The sequence below is a fragment of the Actinoplanes sp. SE50/110 genome, from assembly GCF_900119315.1.
In the GTDB taxonomy this organism is placed as follows: domain Bacteria; phylum Actinomycetota; class Actinomycetes; order Mycobacteriales; family Micromonosporaceae; genus Actinoplanes.
Genome location: NZ_LT827010.1, coordinates 8,103,761 through 8,123,838, shown reverse-complemented (window position 1 = coordinate 8,123,838; position 20,078 = coordinate 8,103,761). Strand labels below are relative to the sequence as shown.

The following is a 20,078-nucleotide window of genomic DNA, read 5'->3' as shown; positions in this document are numbered from 1 at the left end:
ACCCAGGAGACCCGTGATGATCGATCACCGCAAGCTCGGCCGTGAGCTGGACCTGTTCGACTCCGACCCGCTGATCGGCGCCGGCCTGCCGTTCTGGCTGCCGGCCGGCGCCGCCGCCCGCCACGAGGTGGAGTCCTACCTGCGCGAGCTGGAACGTCGCGCCGGCTATCAGCACGTCTACTCGCCGGCGATGGGCAAACGGCAGATGTACGAGATGTCCGGCCACTGGTCGCACTTCGCCGCGGACATGTTCCCGCCGATGCCGGTCGGCGACGACGAGCTGGTGCTGCGGCCCAGCCTGTGCCCGCACCACGCGCTGATCTTCAAGGCCCGCCGGCGGTCGTACCGGGAGCTGCCGCTGCGGATCGCCGAGATGGGTCAGATGTACCGCCAGGAGCGGTCCGGCGTGCTCGGCGGCCTGTCCCGGGTCCGCGCGATCGCGCTCAACGACGCGCACGTCCTCTGCGCGCCGGAACAGGCCGCCGAGGAGGTCGGCGGGGTGCTGCGGCTGATGCGCGAGGCGCACGACGCGCTCGGCCTGCGGCCGGCGTCGGTGCGCCTCTCACTGCGCGGGCCGGGCCGGCGATACGGCGGTCCCGAGTCCGGGTGGGCGCTTTCCGAGCGGTTGCTGCGGGGCGCGCTCGCCGACAACCGGATGGCGTACGTCGTAGGCCCCGGCGAAGCGGCCTTCTACGGCCCGAAGATCGACGTGCAGGTGGCCGACGCGGCCGGCCGGGAGTGGACCATCGCCACCGTCCAGCTCGACTTCCACCAGCCGGAACGCTTCGACCTGTCGTACGTGTCGGCGTCCGGGGCCCGGGCCCGCCCGGTGATGGTGCACCGCAGCCTGGCCGGGTCGATGGAGCGGCTGTTCGGTCAGCTGATCGAGGAGCACCAGGGAGCGTTCCCGGTCTGGTACGCGCCGGTGCAGGTGGCCGTGCTGCCGGTCGGCGCCTCGGGGACCGCCTCGTTCGCCGCCGACGCGGTCGCCGCGGGCCTGCGCGCGGTGGAGGTCCGGGAGGGCTCGCTCGGCGCCCGGATCCGGGCCGCCGCCAAGGTGCCGTACGTGGCGGTGATCGGCGCCCGGGAAGCCGCGGCCGGCCTGGTCTCGCTGCGGCTGCGGGACGGCCGGCAGCTGGACCCGATGCCCGGGTCGGCGGCGATCGCGCTGATCAGTGCGGTCGCCGCCGCCCGCCGACCCGGTCAGCTCCTGCCGAGTCCGTAGGTGAGCGCGTCGACCAGGGCGGTCCAGCTGGCCTCGACCACGTTCTCGTGCACGCCGACGGTGGTCCACTCGCGGTTGTGGTCGCCGGTCTCGACCAGCACCCGGGTGATCGCGTTGGTGCCGTGGCTGCCCTCCAGGATCCGTACCTTGTAGTCGTTGAGCTCGAACGACCTCAGCGCCGGATGGTGGTGGGAGAGCGCGGTGCGCAGCGCCTCGTCCAGCGCGTTGACCGGGCCGTTGCCCTCGGCCGTGGCGATCACCCGCTCGCCCTTGACCCGCAGCTTCACCGTCGCCTCGGAGATCACCTTGCCGTCTTCGCGGTGCTCGACCAGCACCCGGTACGACTCCAGGGTGAACGGGCGGGTCACGTCCTCGCCCGGCAGCTCGCTGCGCACCAGCAGCTCGAACGAGGCGTCGGCGGCCTCGAACGACCAGCCGGCCGCCTCCAGGTCCTTGACCTTCTGGGTGACCGAGGTGAGCGTGTCCGGATGGCCGGCCAGGTCGATGCCGAGCTCGCGACTCTTGAGCTCGATGCTGGCCCGGCCGGCCATCTCGGTCACCAGGATCCGCATGTCGTTGCCGACAACCGCCGGGTCGACGTGGTTGTACAGCAGCGGATCCACTTTGATCGCGCTCGCGTGCAGGCCCGCCTTGTGGGCGAACGCCGCGGCCCCGACATAGGCCTGGTGGGTGTCGGGGGCGATGTTGGCGATCTCGGCGAGCGCGGAGGAGACCCGCGTCGCCTTCTCCAGGCATCCGTCCGGTAGGACCTTCAGCCCGAGCTTGAGTTGCAGGTTGCTGACCACGGCGAACAGGTCGGCGTTGCCGGGGCGCTCGCCGTAGCCGTTCGCGGTGCACTGGAAGTGCCGCACCCCGGCCTCGACCGCGGCGACCGTGTTCGCGACCGCGCAGGCGGTGTCGTTCTGGCAGTGGATGCCGAGCCGGTCGGCGCTCACCCCGGTCCGCTCGACGACCTCGGTGATCGCCTTGGTGATCATCGAGGGGAGCATGCCGCCGTTGGTGTCGCACATGATCACGCGTTCGGCGCCGGCGTCGATCGCGGTCCGCACCACGCTCGCGGTGTACTCCGGGTCGAAACGGAAGCCGTCGAAGAAGTGCTCACAGTCGAGGAACGCCCGGCGGCCGTTGGCGACCAGGTGCCGGACCGTGTCCCGGACCATCGCCAGGTTCTCCTCCGCCGTGGTGCGCAGCGCCCGCTCCACGTGCCGGATGTCCGACTTGGCCACCACGCAGACCACCGGGGTGTCGGCCTCCAGCAGCGCCCGCACCTGCGGGTCGGCCGCCACGTCCACGCCGGCCTTGCGGGTGGCGCCGAACGCGACCAGCACCGCGTGCCGGAGGTTCAGCTCGGTCCTGGCGCGGGCGAAGAACTCGGTGTCCTTGGGCATCGCGCCCGGCCAGCCGCCCTCGATGAAACCGACACCGAAGTCGTCCAGCAGGCGTGCGACCGCGAGTTTGTCGGCGACCGTGTAGCTGATTCCCTCGCGCTGCCCACCGTCGCGCAGCGTCGTGTCGAACACCTGGTAGTCCATCGGGGAGGTCCTTTCAGTCGGCACCCACACAACAAAAAGACCCCCCGCGGATGCGGGAGGTCTGCGCGTCGGCGGAAGGAGGCCGGCGCGCTAGGTGCGAATAATCAGCACGAGGTGGGTCACGAGATGAAGCATGCCACTATCCGGGCTCAGGGGAGGCGCCGTTCCACTTATCGAGACTAGTTTTGTCACCGTGGTTGCCGAATCTTACTCGCGAAATCTCGGGTTCTCCGCCACCTACAACTTCCGCGACGTCGGCGGATACGCCGGCCTCGACGGCCGCACCGTGCGGTGGCGACGCCTTTTCCGGGCCGACTCGCTGCACCGCATCGGGGACGCCGACGCGGCCGCCTTCACCGCCCTGGGCATCCGCACCGTGATCGACCTGCGCCGTCCGCACGAGGTGGAGAAGTTCGGCCGGGTGCACGAACGCTACGGGACCGACTACCGCAACCTGGTGCTCAAGCACGTCGACTGGGAGGAGGTCGAGCACCCCGACGGGACGGTGCGCGAGCGCTGGCTGGCCGACCGTTACCTCAACTTCGCCGAGGACGGCCGGGAGGCGATCCTCGACGCGCTGCGGCTGATCGCCGACCCGGCGGCCGCTCCGGTCGTGGTGCACTGCATGGCCGGCAAGGACCGGACCGGCACGATCTGCGCGCTCACCCTGTCCCTGCTGGGCGTCTCCGACTCCGACATCGCCACCGACTACGGGCTGACCACCGAGGCGATGCGGCCGCTCACCGAGTATCTGCTGCGCGCCGACCCGGAAGCGGTCGAGGGCAACGAGCACATGTTCGACTCGCCGCCGGCCGCGATGCGGCTGTTCCTGGACGACCTGCGGGCGCTGCACGGCACGGTCGAGGACTACGTCCGGGAGATCGGGCTCACCAGCTCCGAGATCGACGCGATGCGGCGGCATCTGCTGGAGGGCTGAGGACGCCGGGATCGCCCGCCGGCCGGCGGGCGATCCCGGCACCGGATCAGGCCTGGAAGCGGGTACGCCGGCGGCGGGCGATGAGGAAGCTGACCGCGCCCGCGGCCACCAGCAGACCGCCGGCCCCGGCGATCGCGGCGCCCTGCGGGCCGGTGATCGGCAGGCCGGGCCCGTCCGAGCCACCGGTGCCACCGGTACCGCCGGCCGGGTTGAGCACCAGCAGCGCCTTGTCGTTCGACTTGTCGGTGTCCTTCGAGAAGATGTCGCACTCACACGCCGGGTTGGCCTCGACCGCCCCGGACGCGCCCGGCACGACCTTGTCGATCTTCAGACCGAATGTCCAGCTGACGGTCTCGCCGACCCGGAACAGGTAGCCGGTGGAGCAGACGTACTGCACCGCCTTCTTGTCGCTCTGGAGCCAGTCCGTGGCGACCGCACAGCCGTCCGGCACGGTGGTGACCTTGGCACCGGCCGGGATCGTGACGCGCAGCACGCTCGCCGCGTCGCCGGCGTGGTTGGTGTCCCGCGTCGCCGGGCCGTTGTTGCGCACCCCGACCGTGGCGTTGACCACGGTGCCGGCCGCGCCCGAGACCTTGTCGCCGATGGCCGCGATGTCGGTGCTCTGCTGACCGGTCACATCGACGTCGATCAGCGACCAGTTGTCGTCCGGGTTCGTGTCGGTCTGGCGGGCCCGCGAGGTGGCGGCGGCGACCTTCGTCAGCTTCAGCATGCCGCCGGTGCCGGCCGTGGTCTTCAGGGCCTTAGTCTGCGCGTCGTAGTCACCGACCGGCAGCCATTTGTACTCGGCCGCGCCGCCGCTGGGCGCCGCGGTGTCCGTGCGCACGCGGAACGGGAACTCCAGGGCGTAGGTGGCGCCCGGCTCGAGGTCCTGATCGAACCGGCAGTTCATCCGGATCTCGTGGTAGGAGCAGTTGGAGAACTGCGCGGTCGGCTCATAGGCGTAGTCCGCGTAACCGCTCAGGCCGACGCCGTGGACCGTCTTGTCGCTCTTGTTCGTCACCGTCACGGTGCCGGTGAAGGTCTCGCCGACCTTGACCTTGTGCTTGTCCGGCTTGCCGGCGACCAGGTCGACGCCCTCGGCGACGACGACGTTCGCGGTCGACTTGATCGGGGCCACACCGTCAGCGGCGAAGGTCGCGGTCAGCTTCCCGGTCGAGCCGATCGGCGTGGTGCGCGAGGCCTTCAGCGCGCCTTCCAGGTAACCCATCACACCGTACGGGCCGATGCTGATACCGAACGGCTGCTTGCAGACCAAGGTGGTCGGCGTCTGACTCGCGCAGTCTCCGAACTCGTCCGGGTTGGCCAGGGTGACCCCGGCCGGAGTGCCGGTGAGCTGGTACGTCATCACCGCGCCGGTGAGCTCGACCTCGCGGTCGGCCCGCAGCACCGGGGACACCTTGATCGCATACCCGGCGCCGATGGCGACATCGTCCAGGGTGACGTTGATTTTGGGCGTGGCGGCGAAGGCCGGTGTCGCCGTGGTGAGGGCGACGGCCGTGGCCGTGGCCAGTCCGGCGAGCAGGCGCCGGGCGGAGGGGCGGTGCATTGGAGAGTTCCTCCCGTGGAACGGTCCGAAGATCGCGAGCCCGCAGCATAGGGAAACCCCTGACCTGCCGACACGCCCGATGCAGGGGATCGCCTGGTTCCGTAGCCGAACCGCAACCCGCCGCACGGCGGTCAGGCGTCGAGATGGTCGACCGGGGCGCGCCCATCCGCCCGAGCCGCCGCCAGATGGGTCTGCAATCGCTGATACAGACGCGCGAGACGAGGGGAGTAAGGGTCCTCGCGGTCCGTAGCGGGCGGCGGATCACTTCACGTTCGATCGAAGGCGGACTTGCGGACATTCTGGACTCCCTGAAGCTGAAACCCGGGCGCCGAGATCATCGCACGTCGATGCGGGTGGCTGCCGGAACGATGTCGCGTATCGGGAGGGTCCATGGCTGCTCCCGAGCCGCAGCGGTCCGGGAGCGGACCGCGGGTCTCGCGGGGCGGCTGGGGGTGGACCACCGTAAGGGCACGCCCCGGCCCGGATGCTGCCCAGCGATCCGGGGGTGGCAGCGGTGTCGCGCTGACTCACGGGATGGGACCGGTGCGGTTGGGGGGACCGGGACCCCGTACCGCCGAAGTGTCTTTATCGGTGGTTGAAGGGGGCGACGGCCTCGCGGTTGCGGGCGGCCGCCTCCGGGCCGAGGAGGGCCTCGCAGACGCGGATCAGGCGGCTGCGGAGGGCGGCCGCGCGGCGGGCGAGTTCGCGTTGGCGGGCGACGTACTCGGCTTTGCCCTCCGGGGTTTCGATCTTGACCGGGGGGTGGCCGTAGGAGGCCAGGTCGTAGGGGCTGGCCTGCATGTCGAGGAGGCGGATCTCGCCGGCCAGGGCGAAGCAGTCGAGGGCGAGGGCGCCGGGCACGGCCGGGCCGAGTTTCTGCGCCCATTTGTGCACGTCCATCGCGGCGTGCAGGCAGCCGGGCTGGTCCAGGTCGACCTGGGTGGCGCGGGTGGGCTGCAGGCGGTTGAGGCCGACCGCCTCGGGGGTGAAGAAGCGGAACGCGTCGAAGTGGGTGCAGCGGATGGTGTGCTGCTCGACCACCTTGTCGGTCTCGGGCTGGCCCAGGCGCAGCGGGAGCGGGTGCCGGTGCTCCGGGTCGCGGTAGACCATGGCCCACTCGTGCAGGCCGAAGCAGCCGGAGAAGACCGGGCGGGACGCGGTGGCGGTGAGCAGACCGTGGATGTAGCGCACCGACTCGCCGCGGGCGTGCAGGAACGCGTCCTGGTCGAGGGCGACGACGCCGTCGTCGTGGGTCTGGTAGAACTTCCAGCCCGCGTGCTCGGCCAGGCCGTCGGGGGCGGCCACCAGGCCGGCGCCGACGCCCGGATGCCAGCGGCGCAGCATCGACGGGCGGGTGCCGTAGTAGTCGTAGAGGAAGTCCTCGATGGCGTGTTTCTCACCCGTCGCCCGGCGGGCACGGTGGCCCGCGGTCATCTGGTCGGCGCGCTCGGCGTGCGCCCGGGCGAGGGGTATCCAGGTGACCGAGGGCAGCGTGGTGGTGAGTGCCCTCACCTGCTTGATCCCCATCGCACCAATGTATCTAGCCGAAGCGATCAACACGATCACCGTTAGGCGCGAATGAGGTCCGCCACGGCATGTTCTTTCGGGGACCGGGCTGAGGTATTTCCGTCTTCTTCGGAATCGGGCGATTTGTGAACCGGGGCCGGCCAGCCCAGCCCGGGGGCTCCGGGCAGCGCGAAGCCCAGTCGGGGACCGAGTCCCAGAGTCAGGACAACGACAGAAGCCATACTCAACAATGTAGTACGTCTACTACAACTTTGATAGCGTGGTGGACATGACGGAGGCGGTAGTGCGGAGCATCGGCGGCGAGCAGTCGGTCGCCGAGCCGGTCATCGAGGTCCGCGACCTGCGGATGCGATACGGGCCCAGGGAAGTGCTGGACGGCATCTCCTTCACGGCGCGTCCCGGCGAGGTGATCGCGCTCCTCGGGCCGAACGGGGCGGGCAAGACCACCACCATCGAGATCCTGGAGGGCTTCCGGCGCCGGTCGGCCGGCCACGTCCGGGTGCTCGGCGCCGACCCGGAGCGCGGCGACGAGCGCTGGCGGGCCCGGCTCGGCGTGGTCCTGCAGTCCTGGCGCGACCACGGCAAGTGGCGGGTCCGTGAGCTGCTGCAGCACGTCGGCCAGCACTACACCCCGTTCAGCACCGGCCGGATCGTCCGGCCCTGGCCGGTCGACGAGCTGCTCGCCGCGGTCGGCCTGACCGCCGCCGCGCGGACCAGGGTCAGCCGCCTCTCCGGCGGGCAGCGCCGCCGCCTCGACGTGGCGATCGGCATCGTCGGTCGCCCCGAGCTGCTCTTCCTCGACGAGCCGACGGTCGGCTTCGACCCGGCCGCCCGCCGCGAGTTCCACGACCTGATCCACGGGCTGACCGACATGGCCGACACCACGGTGCTGCTCACCACCCACGATCTGGACGAGGCGGAGAAACTCGCCGACCGGATCCTGATCCTCGCCGGCGGCCGGATCATCGCGAGCGGCTCGGCCGACGCGCTGTCCCGCCAGGTGGCCGGCGAGACCGAGATCCGCTGGACCCGGGACGGGCAGCGGTTCGTGCACTCGGCGGCGGACGCCACGCCGTTCGTCCGCGAGTTGTTCCGGCAGTACGGGGAGCGGATCGGCGACCTCGAGGTGCGCCGGTCCAGTCTGGAGGACACCTACATGAAGCTGGTGCACGAGGCGGAGGGCGCCCGATGACCCCGATCCGGATGGGCCTGCGCCGCGGCGCGATCGAGGTGCGGCACACGCTGACCACGCCGAGCGACCTGTGGACCTACCTCTTCCCGTCCCTGCTGCTGCTCGGCACGATCTATTTCATGCGCGGCGCCACGGTGCCCGGCACCAGCTTCTCGCTGGGCGCCCGCACGCTGCCCAGCACGTTCGGCATGGGCTTCGCGACGACCGGGCTGATGACCACCGCTCAACTGCTGATGATCGACCGGGAGGACGGCACCCTGCTGCGGGCCAAGGCGGTGCCGCGCGGCATGACCAGCTATCTGATCGGCAAGGTGGTGCTGGTCGGCGGGATGGCGATGATCAGCTTCCTGCTCGTGCTGATTCCCGGCCTCTTCCTGGTCGACGGCCTGGACGTGACCGGCGGCGACTGGCTGACCATGCTCTGGCTGATCCCGCTCGGCCTGGTCGCCACCCTGCCGCTGGGCGCGGCGTTCGGCTCACTCTTCGAGGACCCGCGCAACATGGCACTGATCGTGCTGCCGATCTTCGGGAGCATCGCGATCTCCGGCATCTTCTATCCGATCAGCGGCTTTCCCGGCTGGCTGCAGGGTGTCGCCCAGAGTCTCCCGCTGTACTGGCTAGGGTTGGGCATGCGCTCGGTCTTCCTGCCCGACTCCCTGGCCTCGGCCGAGATCGCGCACTCCTGGCGGCACCTGGAAACGTTCGGCGTGCTGACCGGCTGGTCGATCCTCGGCCTCGTGCTGGCCCCGATCCTGCTGCGGCGGATGGCCGCCCGCGAGTCCGGGTCGGCGGTCGAGGCGCGACGCGAACGCGCCCTGCGGCGGGTGGGGCGCTGACCCGGCGATGGCGACGGAGATCACGTACAACCGGATCGCCATGCTCCGCGCGGAGCGCGGCATCTCCCGCCGGCAGCTGGCGGACGCCCTCGGCGTGCACTACCAGACCGTCGGCTACCTGGAGCGCGGCGAGTTCAGCCCCAGCCTCCACCTGGCCCTGCGGATCTGTCAGTACTTCGAGGTGCCGGTCGAGGTGGTCTTCGCGCTGGAGCCTTTCCCGCGGCTCGGGGCGGCTTCGCAATCGGCGTAGATTTTAGGGGTCCGTCCTTCTGCAGATGGGGATACCCGTGCGCTTCGCCCGTTTTGTTCATGCCGCTGGAGTGTCGTTCGGCGTCGTCGAGGGTGACGGCGCCTCCGGCCTCACGGTGGCCGAGATCAGCAGCCTGCCGTTCGAGAAGGTCGTCCGCACCGGCCAGCGCTGGGCCCTGCCCGACGTCCGGCTGCTCGCGCCGATCTTCTCCAGCAAGGTGATCGGCATCGGTCGCAACTACGCCGACCACGCCGCCGAGATGGGCAACGAGGTGCCCAAGGAGCCGCTGATCTTCATCAAGCCGTCCACCTCGGTGATCGGCCCCGGCGACGCCATCCGCATCCCCTCGGTCACCACCCAGGTCGAGGAGGAGGCCGAGCTCGCCGTCGTGATCGGCGCCACCGGTGCCCGCCGCCTCGACCGGGCCGCCGCCGAGAAAGCGATCTTCGGGTACACCTGCGCCAACGACGTCACCGCCCGCGACCTGCAGCGCAAAGATCCGCAGTGGACCCGGGCCAAGGGCTTCGACTCGTTCTGCCCGCTCGGCCCGTGGATCGAGACCGAGCTCGACGTCAGCGACCTGGAGGTCCGCTGCGAGGTCGGCCGCGACCCGGCGAACCTGGAGGTCCGCCAGATCGGCCGCACCAAGGACATGGTCTTCGACATCCCCAGCCTGGTGTCGTACGTCTCGCACGTGATGACCCTGCTGCCCGGCGACGTGATCCTGACCGGGACGCCGGCCGGGGTCAGCAGGATCGAGCCGGGGGACACGGTGTCGGTGAGCGTGCAGGGCATCGGGGAGCTGCGGAACTCGGTCGTCGCCCTCGACTGACCACCGCCATCGGGGAGGCGGATCCGGTCACGGCTGCGGCCTGCTCCCGATCCGCTTCCGATTGCGGCGTACGCCGTGGGCCGCCATACCCGCCCGGACCGGCCGTCCCCGGTTTGAGGGCGCGCCGCCCGCCCTGCCGTGCGGCCCTGGGTCCGATGGCGCTCGCCGCCCGCCCCCCGCCGTGTCGTCCTCGGTCCGATGGCGCGCCCCCCGCCGTGTCGTCCTCGGTCCGATGGCGCGCCGCCCGCCGTGCCGTCCTCGGCCCGATGGCGCGCCCCGCCCGCCGGGCTGTCCGGTGCCGTCGCATCGACCGGCGTTTGACCTGCTCGGACGCCTGGGGGTGGGTTACTGTCGGTGGGCGAGCCGTCACGCGGACCAGTTTCGGTAACCCGATTTGGCGGGCGGGGAGGGCTCGGGTAAAGTTCTCAACGGCTCGGCAAGCCGGGCCAAATGGGGTATGGGGTAATTGGCAGCCCGACTGATTCTGGTTCAGTTAGTCTAGGTTCGAGTCCTGGTACCCCAGCGTTACCAACCTCCGGGTTGGTGCCGCTGGAAGCGCTTCGGCGCAAACAGCAGTTCTGGTCCCGTCGTCTAGCGGCCTAGGACGCCGCCCTCTCAAGGCGGTAGCGAGGGTTCGAATCCCTTCGGGACTACATCGGAAACAACCCGCATCCATCGGATGCGGGTTGTTCGCTTTTCGGATCGTTTCCGGCCAAGCCGCTCGTCCGGACCGGTGAACCGGCTGCCTGACCATCAACCGCCGCCGGGCACTCCGCCCCGCCGGGCACTCTGCCCCGCCGGGCACTCTGCCCCGCCGGGCAGCCTTCTACGCCGCGCCCCGGCCTTGCGCCAGGCCGAGGCCCCGAGATCGTGGCCCTGCGCGGGTTGTGGCGCTGGGCCGGTTGTGGCGCTGGGCCGGTTGTGGCGCTGGGCCGGTTGTGGCGCTGGGCCGGTTGTGGCGCTGGGCCGGTTGTGGCGCTGGGCCGGTTGTGGCGCTGGGCCGGTTGTGGCGCTGGGCCGGTTGAGTCTCTGCGGCGTTTTTGGCCCCGCGTCAGCCCCGCTGTGGGCAGCGGTTGTGGGGGCCGTCACGGTGGGGCCGGTGGGGCAGGAGGTGATTCGGGGATTCGGCAAAGGTGCTGATAGAGTTCAGCGCGCCGCCCGGGCAGGGTGGTGGAAGAAAGTCTTGGTCCCGTCGTCTAGCGGCCTAGGACGCCGCCCTCTCAAGGCGGTAGCGAGGGTTCGAATCCCTTCGGGACTACCAAGCACAATGGCCCGCACCGTGATCGGTGCGGGCCATTTCTGTGTTCCGTGAAGCTTTGTGTCGCCGTCGGCTCAACGGAAGTCTTTAAGCCGAGTCCGATATCTCTGCCTGAAATGTGGCATTAGCAGACGGTGTGAGGGGTGCCGGGTCGGGTCCGGTGAGGGCGCCCGGTCTGGTGGTGCCCGGTTGGGTCGGATGAGGCCGCCCGCTCTGATGGTGCCCGGTTGGGTCGGATGAGGCCGCCCGCTCTGATGGTGCCCGGTTGGGTCGGGTGAGGGCGCTCGGTCTGGTGGTGCCAGGTTGGGTGGGGTGAGGGCGCTCGGTCTGGTGGTGCCCGGTTGGGTGGGGTGAGAGCGACCGGTTCGATGGCGGTGGCTCAATCGGGCGAGGGGCGATCGGGTCCGGTGGTGGCCGTTCGGTCCGGCGAGGGGCGATCGGCCCGACGACGGCGGCTCGGTCGCGGAAATGAATGCGCCCGATGGCGCGGGAGCGACATCGGGCGCGAGGTGGAGGTCGGGGCGGGTCGGGAGGTCGGGCCGGGGAGGGCTACAGCCCGGAGAGACGCTGGCCGGCTCGGACGACCGCCATGGCGTGGCGTTCGCCGGGGCGGCGGCCCAGGCGCTCGATCGGGCCGCTTATCGAGATGGAGGCGATGACCCGCCCGGTCCGGTCGCGGATCGGGGCGGAGACGCTGGCCACACCCGGTTCGCGTTCGGCGACGCTCTGCGCCCAGCCGCGGCGGCGGACCTCGGCCAGGGTGCGACCGGTGAACTTGCACCGGGGCAGCAGGGGCATGACGGCTTCCGGCGGCTCCCAGGCGAGCAGGATCTGGGCGGCGGAGCCGGCGACCATCGGCAGCACCGAGCCGACCGGGACGGTGTCGCGCAGGCCGCTGGCGCGTTCGGCGGCGGCGACACAGATGCGCTCGTCGGCGCGGCGCAAGTACAGCTGCGCGCTCTCCCCCGTGGCGTCCCGCAATGCGGAAAGCAGGGGCTCGGCGGCGGTCAGCAGAACGTCGGGTGCGGCGTTCGCCAACTCACCCAATCGAGGTCCGGGGCGCCATCTTCCTTGAGTGTCCCGGACCAGCATCCGATGGATCTCCAGAGCCTGTGCCAGGCGATGTGCGGTTGCCCGCGGAAGTTTGGTGCGCTCTACCAATTCGGCCAGGCTGGCGCCGTCGACACAGGCGGCGAGGATGACAACCGCCTTGTCGAGAACGCCTACACCGCTCATACTGTGTCCCACAAGCCGAAACATACATTCCAGAATTTAGGATGTCCAGATGGTGGGAGTCACTCCCGACAGCGGGAAACCCAGGACCCTGGCCGAGAAGGTCTGGGATGACCACGTGGTGCGCTCGGCCGAGGGAGAGCCCGACCTGCTCTTCATCGACCTGCACCTGCTGCACGAGGTCACCAGCCCGCAGGCGTTCGACGGTCTCCGGTTGGCCGGCCGCAAGGTCCGCCGCACCGACCTCACGCTGGCGACCGAGGATCACAACACCCCGACCGGGTATGCGGATCCCTCCTTCAACACCCGCCGCGGTGAGCTGCTGACCATCGCCGACACGGTTTCCCGCACCCAGATCGAGACCCTGCGGAAGAACTGCGCCGAGTTCGGCGTCGAGATCCGCCCGCTCGGTGACGTGAACCAGGGCATCGTGCACGTGATCGGCCCGCAGCTGGGCCTGACCCAGCCGGGCACCACGATCGTCTGCGGTGACTCGCACACCGCGACCCACGGCGCGTTCGGCGCGCTGGCCTTCGGCATCGGCACCAGTGAGGTCGAGCACGTGCTCGCCACCCAGACGCTGCCGCAGTCGAAGCCGAAGACGATGGCCGTCACGGTCGTCGGGGAGCTCGGCCCGGGCGTCAGCGCGAAGGATCTGATCCTCGCCCTGATCACGCAGACCGGCACCGGTGGCGGCAACGGCCACATCGTGGAGTACCGCGGCGAGGCGATCCGCAAGCTCTCCATGGAGGGCCGGATGACGATCTGCAACATGTCGATCGAGTGGGGCGCCAAGGCCGGCATGATCGCGCCGGACGAGACCACCTTCGCGTATCTGAAGGATCGCCGGCACGCCCCGCAGGGCGCCGACTGGGACGCCGCCGTGGCGTACTGGAAGACCCTGGTCACCGACGAGGACGCGGAGTACGACACCGAGATCATCCTGGACGCCACCAGGATCAGCCCGTTCATCACCTGGGGCACCAACCCGGGCCAGGGTGCCGCGTTGAACGACGTGGTGCCGAACCCGGCGGACTTCCCGGACGAGGTGGAGCGGGGCGCCGCCGAGCGCGCCCTGGCGTACATGGACCTCACCCCGGGCACCCCGTTCCGCGAGGTCCCGGTCGACGTGGTCTTCGTCGGCTCGTGCACCAACGGCCGGCTGGAGGACCTGCGGGCCGCGGCCGACGTGATCCGCGGCCGCAAGGTCGCCGCCGGCGTCCGGATGATGATCGTGCCCGGTTCCTACCTGGTGCGCGAGCAGGCGGAGGCCGAGGGCCTGGACAAGATCTTCACCGATGCGGGCGCCGAGTGGCGGTTCGCCGGCTGCTCGATGTGCCTGGGCATGAACCCGGACACGCTGAGCCCCGGGCAGCGCGCGGCGTCCACCTCCAACCGCAACTTCGAGGGCCGGCAGGGCAAGGGTGGCCGCACCCACCTGGTCTCGCCGCAGGTCGCCGCCGCCACCGCGGTGGTCGGCAAGCTGGCCGCCCCGGCCGACCTCTGAGCAGGAGTAAACAGACATGGACAAGTTCGTCACGCACAGCGGCAAGGTGCTGCCGCTGCGCCGCTCTGATGTGGACACCGACCAGATCATCCCGGCGGTGTACCTGAAGCGGGTCACCCGTACCGGCTTCGAGGACGGCCTCTTCAGCGCCTGGCGCGAGGACCCGTCCTTCGTGCTGCACAACCCGGCGCACGCCGGCGCCACCATCCTGGTGGCCGGGCCGAACTTCGGCACCGGCTCGTCCCGTCAGCATGCCGTCTGGGCGCTGCGCGACTGGGGTTTCAAGGTGGTGATCGCGGCCCGGTTCGGCGACATCTTCCGGGGCAACGCGCTCAAGGAGGGTCTGCTGCCGGTCCAGCTCGACCAGAAGATCGTGGAGAGCCTCTGGGATCTGGCCGAGAGTGAGCCGGAAAAGCAGATCACCGTCGACCTGGCCGAGCGGGTGGTGCGCGTGGATGACGCGGCGTACTCGTTCCCGATCGACGATTTCAGCCGTTGGCGTCTGCTGGAGGGGCTCGACGACATCGGACTGACGTTGCGCCACGAGGACGCGATTAGCGCGTACGAGAAGAGCCGTCCGTCTTTCAAGCCGGTCGTCGTTCTTTAACCCGAGACTGAATTCGCCCCTGTCGGTGTCGCCGATGGGGGCGAATTTCGTTGGGACACAACGGATTTTTGCCACGAATGTTTGTGTCTCCAGGTCAGAGGGCATACCGTGCGCGCAGAATGGCCTGCGACGGGCCAGTTCTCACGTCCGGGAGGAAACCGTGAACAAGGCCGAGCTCATTGAGGCGCTCGCCGTCAAGCTGGGGGACAGGAAGACGGCGACCATTGCGCTGGACGCGTTCATCAGTGAGGTGCAGAACGCCGTCGCCAAGGGTGACAAGGTCTCCCTCACCGGCTTCGGATCCTGGGAGAAGCGGACGCGTAATGCGCGCACCGCACGGAATCCGCGAACCGGTGAGCCGGTGAAGGTGAAGAAGACGTCGGTCGCCGCATTCCGGCCCGGCAACACCTTCCGGGACCTCGTCGCCAGCGGCAAACCGGCCAAGGTGGCGTCCGCCAAGAAGACCACGTCGGCGAAGGCGGCCGCCCCCGCGAAGACGACCGCGACCAAGACGGCCACGGCGAAGGCCACCGCCACCAAGGCCACCGCCACCAAGGCCACCGCCACCAAGTCGGCGGCGACCAAGGCGACGGCCACCAAGACGACCGGTACGACGGCGGCCAAGGCGACCGGTACGGCGGCCAAGGCGACCGGCGCGACGGCCAAGGCGACCGGTTCGACGGCCACCAAGGCCGGCAAGACGACGGTCACCAAGGCCACGCCGGCCAAGTCGGCGGCGAAGAAGACGGCGGCGCCGGCCAAGTCGGCGGCGAAGAAGACGGTCGCGCCGGCCAAGCCGACCGCGACGAAGGCGGCGGCCAAGAAGACCACCGCACCCGCCAAGACCACCACGACCAAGGCAGCGGCCAAGAAGACCACGGCCGCGGCGAAGAAGACCACCGCCCGCAAGACCGCGGCGCCGGCCCCGGCTCCGGCCCGGGCCAAGGGTGCCTCGACGGCCCGGGCCGCGTCGAGCCGCAAGGCGCGCTGACCGCACCGCACGACGAACAGGCAGGGCGTCCACCGTACGGGTGGACGCCTTTCGTTCGTCCCGGCCCCGTGCCGCCCCGGCTCTACGGTCCGGGCATGGAACGCGGACCGAGAGGGCTGCTCACCCGGGCATCGCTGGCCGCCGGCCTGTTCGCGGTGACCGTCGTCCCGGGATGGACGCTCGGCGATCTGGCCGAGCGTGCCACCGGCTGGCCGGCGCTGGACTGGTTGATCACCTGCGGCTGGTCCGGTGTGGTGGTGGCCGGGTACGCCCCGTGGACGTCGTACCGGGCGCGGGACGGACTGGCCGGCGCGGTCCCGCTCTACGGCTGGTATCTGGCCGGGGTGCTGAGCTGGCGGGTGGCGCTGCTGCCCTTTCGCGACTGGGAACCGCGCCGCGACGAGTTGTGGCGGGCCCGCTGGCTGACCGGTGACCTGATCGGTTTCTGGCGGGCCGATCAGGCCGGCGCGCGGCCGGTCACCAGCGCCCGATCGCGAGCAGTCGCTCGCCGGACCAGGTGAGCAGCCAGCCGTCGCCCTTGCGGGTCTTGAAGGGCTCCGGATCCGGTGCGTCGCGCAGGCCGGCGAGCAACTCCGGGATCACCTTGCCCTGGCTGCAGATCACCACCCGGTCACCGCGCCGCAGCTCGTCCAGCCGGCCGCGGGCCTCCTTGAGCCGCGCCGGCAGCCCGGCGGTCAGGTCGTCCGGCTCGGCGAACGCGATGTCCGAGACGATCGGCAGTCCGGTCGCCGCGGCCAGCGGCTGCAGCGTCTGGGTGCACCGCAGCGGCGTCGCGGCGACCAGCCGCCGCGGCTGGAAGGTGGCCAGCCGGGCGGCCACCCGCTGGGCCTGCCGGCCGCCCTTGACGCTGACCGGCCGCAGCGAGTCCGGACCGGACCAGTCTTTCCGGTCGCCGGCGTGCGCGTGCCGGACGAGCGCCACCACCGAGGTGATCGGCGGCAACCCGGCGACCCGGTCGAGCAGCGGCCGCTCGTCCGGATAGGTCAGTCGCGCGGCGGCGTCCGGCAGCGGCAGCCAGGCCAGCCTGTCGACCTCGGCGGTGTCCTGGATCGGGCCGGTCGTCCCGGCCCGCATCAGCCAGTACCGCACCGTTTTGGGGCGCCCACCGGGCAGCTCGTACGCGATCTCGGGCAGGGACATCTCCGGGATGCCGGCGACCCCGGTCTCCTCGGCCACCTCACGGACCGCGGCGGCCAGGGCCGGCTCGCCCCGCCGCAGGGTGCCCTTGGGCAGGCTCCAGTCGTCGTAGCGCGGCCGGTGGACCAGGCAGATCTCGGGCACACCGGCGCGGCCCGGGCGGTACAGGACCCCGCCCGCGGCGCGGACCGCTGCGGCCATCAGGCCTTCTTGCCGATGATGCGGCGCAGCAGGAGCTCCTGCAGGTGCGCCTGCGCCTTGGCGGTGTCGCCGCTGTGCCGGTGCCAGTCGCCGTCGCCGTCGAGGTCCCAGCCCTCGGTGCCGTCCGCCATGGACAGCTCCAGGACGTTGCGCAGCTCCTCGCGGGCCGACGGCATGGTCACCTTGACCAGCGCCTCGACCCGACGGTCCAGGTTGCGGTGCATCAGGTCGGCCGAGCCCATCCAGTATTCGGCGTCGTCGCCCGCGCCGAACCGGAAAATCCGGGAGTGTTCCAGGAACCGGCCGACGATCGAGCGGACCCGGATGTTCTCCGAGAGGCCGGGCACACCGGGGCGGATCGTGCACATCCCGCGGATGATCAGGTCGATTTTCACGCCGTCCTGCGAGGCGCGGTAGAGCGCGTCCGTGGTCTCCTCGTCGACCAGCGAGTTCACCTTGAACTGCACGAGCGCCTCGCCGCCGGATCGGGCGATCTTCGCCTGCTCGGCCAGCCGGTCCAGCAGGCCCCGGCGGACGCCGTGCGGGGCGACCAGCAGGCGGCGGTACGTGGTCTGCCGGCTGTACCCGGTGAGCACGTTGAACAGGTCGGTGACGTCGGCGCCCACCTCGGGATCGGCGGTCAGCATGCCGAAATCCTCGTACAACCGCGCCGTCTTGGGGTGGTAGTTGCCGGTGCCGATGTGGCAGTAGCGGCGCAGCTGGTTGCCCTCCTGCCGGACCACGAGCGCGGTCTTGCAGTGCGTCTTGAGCCCGACCAGGCCGTACACCACATGGCAGCCGGCCCGTTCCAGGGTGCGCGCCCAGGCGATGTTGGCGACCTCGTCGAACCGGGCTTTCACCTCGACCAGCACCACCACCTGCTTGCCGGCGGCGGCCGCGTCGACCAGTGCGTCGACGATCGGCGAGTCACCCGACGTCCGGTACAGCGTCTGCTTGATCGCCAGTACGTTCGGGTCGGCCGCCGCCTGCTCGATGAAGCGCTGCACGCTGGTGGAGAAGGAATGGTAGGGATGGTGGACCAGGATGTCCGACTCCCGCAGCCGGTTGAACACGCTGCGCGGCACCTCGCCGTCGGCCAGCTGCGGATGGGTCGCCGGGACGAAAGGGCGGTCCTTGAGATCGTCCCGATCGCACTCGCCGAACACCTGCCAGAGTGCCGACAGGTCGAGCAGGCCGGGCACCCGCAGCACGTCGTGGCTGTCCATGTCGAGCTCGCGGACCAGCAGGTCGAGCACGTGGTCGCTGATCGAGGCGGCCACCTCCAGGCGGACCGGCGGACCGAACCGGCGCTGCGCCAGCTCCCGTTCCAGGGCCTGCAGCAGGTCCTCGTCGCGGTCCTCGTCGACCTCCAGCTCGGCGTTGCGGGTCACCCGGAAGGCGTGCACCTCGAGGATCTGCATGCCCGGGAAGAGCTGGTCGAGATGGTTCGCGATCAGCTCCTCGATGGGCAGGAAGCGGACCGCGCGGCTGTCGTTCTGCACGGTCACGAACCGCGGCACGTTGTTCGGCACCTTGATCCGGGCGAACAGCTCGGGGTTGTCCCCGTCCGGATAGCGCAGGGCGACGGCCAGATTCAACGACCTGCTGGAGATGTACGGAAAGGGGTGCGCCGGGTCCACCGCGAGCGGCGTGAGCACCGGGAACACCTGCTCGCGGAAGAAGGTGCGCAGCCGGCCCTGCTCGGGGGCGTCCAGCTCGCGCCAGCTGACCAGCTCGATGCTCTCCGCGGCGAGTTTCGGCCGGACCTCGTCGGCGAAGCAGGCGGCGTGCCGGGTGACCAGGTCGGCGGTCCGGGCGGTGATCGTCTCGATCTGCTGCCGCAGGGTGGAGCGGTCACCGGTGCGGACCGGCAGTCCGGCGTTCAGCCGCCGTTTCAGGCCTGCGACCCGGACCATGTAGAACTCGTCCAGGTTGCTCGCGAAGATCGCCAGGAATTTGGCACGTTCCAACAGCGGCGTGCCCGGGTCCTCGGCCAGGGCCAGCACCCGGGCATTGAAGTCGAGCCAGGACATCTCCCGGTTGAGGAACCGGTCCTCGGGCAGGTGGTACTCGCCGTCGACCGGCTCCACCGGCAGCTCCGCCTCCGCCGCCTCGCCGCCGGCCGCCGCCGGCTCCGCGCCGATTCCCGCCTCCTGCACCGGGTCGGCCGGTGCGACGTCAACGGCGGGACCGGCGGGCACGACTCTGGTCAGGAAGCGGCCGTTCGGGCCACGCCGGCGGGATTCGGAGCTCCGGGGCGGGGTCTGCATGCGTCCATCATTGCCGCTCCGGCCGGAACGTGAAACGAACTACTGGATGATCGACTCAGGCGATTCCCGGAATTTTCACCTGGCGTACCACCCCGCCCGGTTCGGCCTCGATCGAGACCCGTTGACCGAGGCGCAGCAGCCGCAGCCCGGAACGGGCGAACGCGTCCGCCCCGAAGGCCAGTTCAGAGCCGTCGTCGAGGAGCAGCGTGCCGGTGCGGGTGGCCGGGTCGAAGGTCGCGATCGTGCCCTGCATTCCGCTGACGCTACCCGGCGCAGCCGGCCGGGGTGCACACCTGGTTGAGTCCGAGATCACGGAGCAGCTCACGGGTCCGCCGGCCGGCGCCCAGGGCCAGCACGGCGGCCAGGTCGGCGGGCGTGTCGACGTCCTGTCGCAGGCCCGGCCAGTCGCCGGCCAGAACGGTCGCGCCGGAGGTCCGGTGCGCGGCCGCCGAGCCCGGGCCGAACAGCGGATCGAGCCGCTGCCCGGGCGGCACGGCGAGCAGCACGGTCCCGGTCCCCGCGGCGTCCGGGACGAAACTGCGATGGGGTACGGCCGCAAGCGCCGCGTCGAGCTGGGCCGGGCGCAACGCCGGCAGGTCGCCGGTGAGCACCGCGCGATACGCGGCGAGACCGGCCACCTCGTCGGCGCCGGAGCGCATCGCGGCGTTCAGCCCGGCGCCCGGATCGGGCGCCACCTCGGCCCCCAGCCGTCGTACGGCGTGCCCGGCGACCGGATCGTCCGTGACGACGATCAACCCGGCCACCGTGGTGGCGCTCACCACAGCGGTCACGGTGTCGCAGAGCATCGCCAGCACCAGCTCCGGATGCCGTTCCTCGGGCACCGCGCCGCGCAACCGGCTCTTGGCCGCGTCCAGCCGCTTGACCGGAATCACCGTCATCCACTTCCGCACCGACACCCCGCAAGTCTGCATGA

General features: G+C 70.7%; 18 protein-coding genes and 3 tRNA genes. 13 read left to right on the top strand and 8 right to left on the bottom strand.

Annotated features, from left to right (window positions below):
• Nucleotides 1–16: 16 nt before the first annotated feature.
• Nucleotides 17–1,225 (top strand): threonine--tRNA ligase, encoded by a 1,209-nt coding sequence (thrS, locus tag ACSP50_RS36245; protein WP_014694298.1) that lies wholly within the window; start codon nt 17–19, stop codon nt 1,223–1,225.
• On the opposite strand, the gene cimA is transcribed toward thrS, so the two are convergent.
• Nucleotides 1,204–2,778: a citramalate synthase gene (gene cimA / locus ACSP50_RS36240; RefSeq protein WP_014694297.1), complete on the bottom strand. Its 1,575-nt coding sequence runs from the start codon at nt 2,776–2,778 to the stop codon at nt 1,204–1,206. The genes thrS and cimA overlap by 22 nt on opposite strands.
• Nucleotides 2,779–2,971: 193 nt before the next feature.
• Here cimA and ACSP50_RS36235 point away from each other — a divergent pair, with 193 nt between their 5' ends.
• Complete coding sequence (locus tag ACSP50_RS36235; RefSeq protein ID WP_043512865.1) at nt 2,972–3,715, top strand: tyrosine-protein phosphatase; 744 nt, start codon at nt 2,972–2,974, stop codon at nt 3,713–3,715.
• Between the two features lie 46 nt (nt 3,716–3,761).
• On the opposite strand, the gene ACSP50_RS36230 is transcribed toward ACSP50_RS36235, so the two are convergent.
• Nucleotides 3,762–5,282 (bottom strand): LPXTG cell wall anchor domain-containing protein, encoded by a 1,521-nt coding sequence (locus ACSP50_RS36230; protein WP_014694295.1) that lies wholly within the window; start codon nt 5,280–5,282, stop codon nt 3,762–3,764.
• Between the two features lie 585 nt (nt 5,283–5,867).
• Nucleotides 5,868–6,809: a hypothetical protein gene (locus tag ACSP50_RS36225; protein WP_014694294.1), complete on the bottom strand. Its 942-nt coding sequence runs from the start codon at nt 6,807–6,809 to the stop codon at nt 5,868–5,870.
• Nucleotides 6,810–7,077: 268 nt separating this feature from the next.
• Between ACSP50_RS36225 and ACSP50_RS36220 the strand changes: the two genes are divergently transcribed.
• From ACSP50_RS36220 to ACSP50_RS36185, 7 genes are all read left to right on the top strand, one after another.
• A complete protein-coding gene (locus ACSP50_RS36220) occupies nt 7,078–8,001 on the top strand; it encodes an ABC transporter ATP-binding protein (protein ID WP_052311984.1) in 924 nt (307 codons plus the stop codon).
• The gene (locus tag ACSP50_RS36215; RefSeq protein WP_014694292.1) at nt 7,998–8,837 is read left to right on the top strand and encodes an ABC transporter permease; all 840 of its coding nucleotides are present in this window, start codon (nt 7,998–8,000) and stop codon (nt 8,835–8,837) included. The genes ACSP50_RS36220 and ACSP50_RS36215 overlap by 4 nt, the downstream gene beginning before the upstream one ends.
• Nucleotides 8,838–8,844: 7 nt before the next feature.
• Nucleotides 8,845–9,087 carry a helix-turn-helix transcriptional regulator gene (locus ACSP50_RS36210; RefSeq protein WP_014694291.1) on the top strand — a complete coding sequence of 81 codons (243 nt, stop codon included), beginning with the start codon at nt 8,845–8,847 and terminating at the stop codon, nt 9,085–9,087.
• A 37-nt stretch (nt 9,088–9,124) separates the two neighbouring features.
• Nucleotides 9,125–9,919 (top strand): fumarylacetoacetate hydrolase family protein, encoded by a 795-nt coding sequence (locus tag ACSP50_RS36205; RefSeq protein ID WP_043512864.1) that lies wholly within the window; start codon nt 9,125–9,127, stop codon nt 9,917–9,919.
• 451 nt (nt 9,920–10,370) lie between these two features.
• Nucleotides 10,371–10,442, top strand: a tRNA-Gln gene (locus ACSP50_RS36195).
• A gap of 57 nt (nt 10,443–10,499) precedes the next feature.
• Nucleotides 10,500–10,572: transfer RNA gene (locus tag ACSP50_RS36190), tRNA-Glu, on the top strand.
• A 532-nt stretch (nt 10,573–11,104) separates the two neighbouring features.
• Nucleotides 11,105–11,180 (top strand) — tRNA-Glu (locus tag ACSP50_RS36185).
• A 546-nt stretch (nt 11,181–11,726) separates the two neighbouring features.
• On the opposite strand, the gene ACSP50_RS36180 is transcribed toward ACSP50_RS36185, so the two are convergent.
• A complete protein-coding gene (locus tag ACSP50_RS36180; RefSeq protein ID WP_014447202.1) occupies nt 11,727–12,413 on the bottom strand; it encodes an IclR family transcriptional regulator in 687 nt (228 codons plus the stop codon).
• Nucleotides 12,414–12,462: 49 nt separating this feature from the next.
• On the opposite strand from ACSP50_RS36180, the gene leuC reads away from it, so the two are divergent.
• The 4 genes from leuC (at nt 12,463) to ACSP50_RS36160 (ending at nt 16,036) form a co-directional block, all read left to right on the top strand.
• Entirely contained in the window at nt 12,463–13,917 is a 1,455-nt protein-coding gene (gene leuC / locus ACSP50_RS36175; RefSeq protein ID WP_014694289.1) for a 3-isopropylmalate dehydratase large subunit, read from the top strand.
• A 16-nt stretch (nt 13,918–13,933) separates the two neighbouring features.
• Nucleotides 13,934–14,524 carry a 3-isopropylmalate dehydratase small subunit gene (gene leuD, locus ACSP50_RS36170; protein WP_014694288.1) on the top strand — a complete coding sequence of 197 codons (591 nt, stop codon included), beginning with the start codon at nt 13,934–13,936 and terminating at the stop codon, nt 14,522–14,524.
• Nucleotides 14,525–14,684: 160 nt separating this feature from the next.
• A complete protein-coding gene (locus tag ACSP50_RS36165) occupies nt 14,685–15,515 on the top strand; it encodes an HU family DNA-binding protein (RefSeq protein WP_014694287.1) in 831 nt (276 codons plus the stop codon).
• A 95-nt stretch (nt 15,516–15,610) separates the two neighbouring features.
• Nucleotides 15,611–16,036: a hypothetical protein gene (locus tag ACSP50_RS36160; protein ID WP_014694286.1), complete on the top strand. Its 426-nt coding sequence runs from the start codon at nt 15,611–15,613 to the stop codon at nt 16,034–16,036.
• Here the strand turns inward: ACSP50_RS36160 and ACSP50_RS36155 are convergent.
• The 4 genes from ACSP50_RS36155 to cofC are packed head-to-tail and all read right to left on the bottom strand — an operon-like array spanning nt 15,993 to nt 20,043.
• Entirely contained in the window at nt 15,993–16,874 is an 882-nt protein-coding gene (locus ACSP50_RS36155) for an NUDIX hydrolase (protein WP_014694285.1), read from the bottom strand. The two genes, ACSP50_RS36160 and ACSP50_RS36155, sit on opposite strands and share 44 nt — an antisense overlap.
• Entirely contained in the window at nt 16,874–19,144 is a 2,271-nt protein-coding gene (locus ACSP50_RS36150) for an RNA degradosome polyphosphate kinase (RefSeq protein ID WP_014694284.1), read from the bottom strand. The genes ACSP50_RS36155 and ACSP50_RS36150 overlap by 1 nt, the downstream gene beginning before the upstream one ends.
• 55 nt (nt 19,145–19,199) lie before the next feature.
• Complete coding sequence (locus ACSP50_RS36145; RefSeq protein WP_014694283.1) at nt 19,200–19,397, bottom strand: cold-shock protein; 198 nt, start codon at nt 19,395–19,397, stop codon at nt 19,200–19,202.
• A gap of 10 nt (nt 19,398–19,407) precedes the next feature.
• Nucleotides 19,408–20,043 carry a 2-phospho-L-lactate guanylyltransferase gene (gene cofC, locus ACSP50_RS36140; protein WP_014694282.1) on the bottom strand — a complete coding sequence of 212 codons (636 nt, stop codon included), beginning with the start codon at nt 20,041–20,043 and terminating at the stop codon, nt 19,408–19,410.
• Nucleotides 20,044–20,078 lie beyond the last annotated feature (35 nt).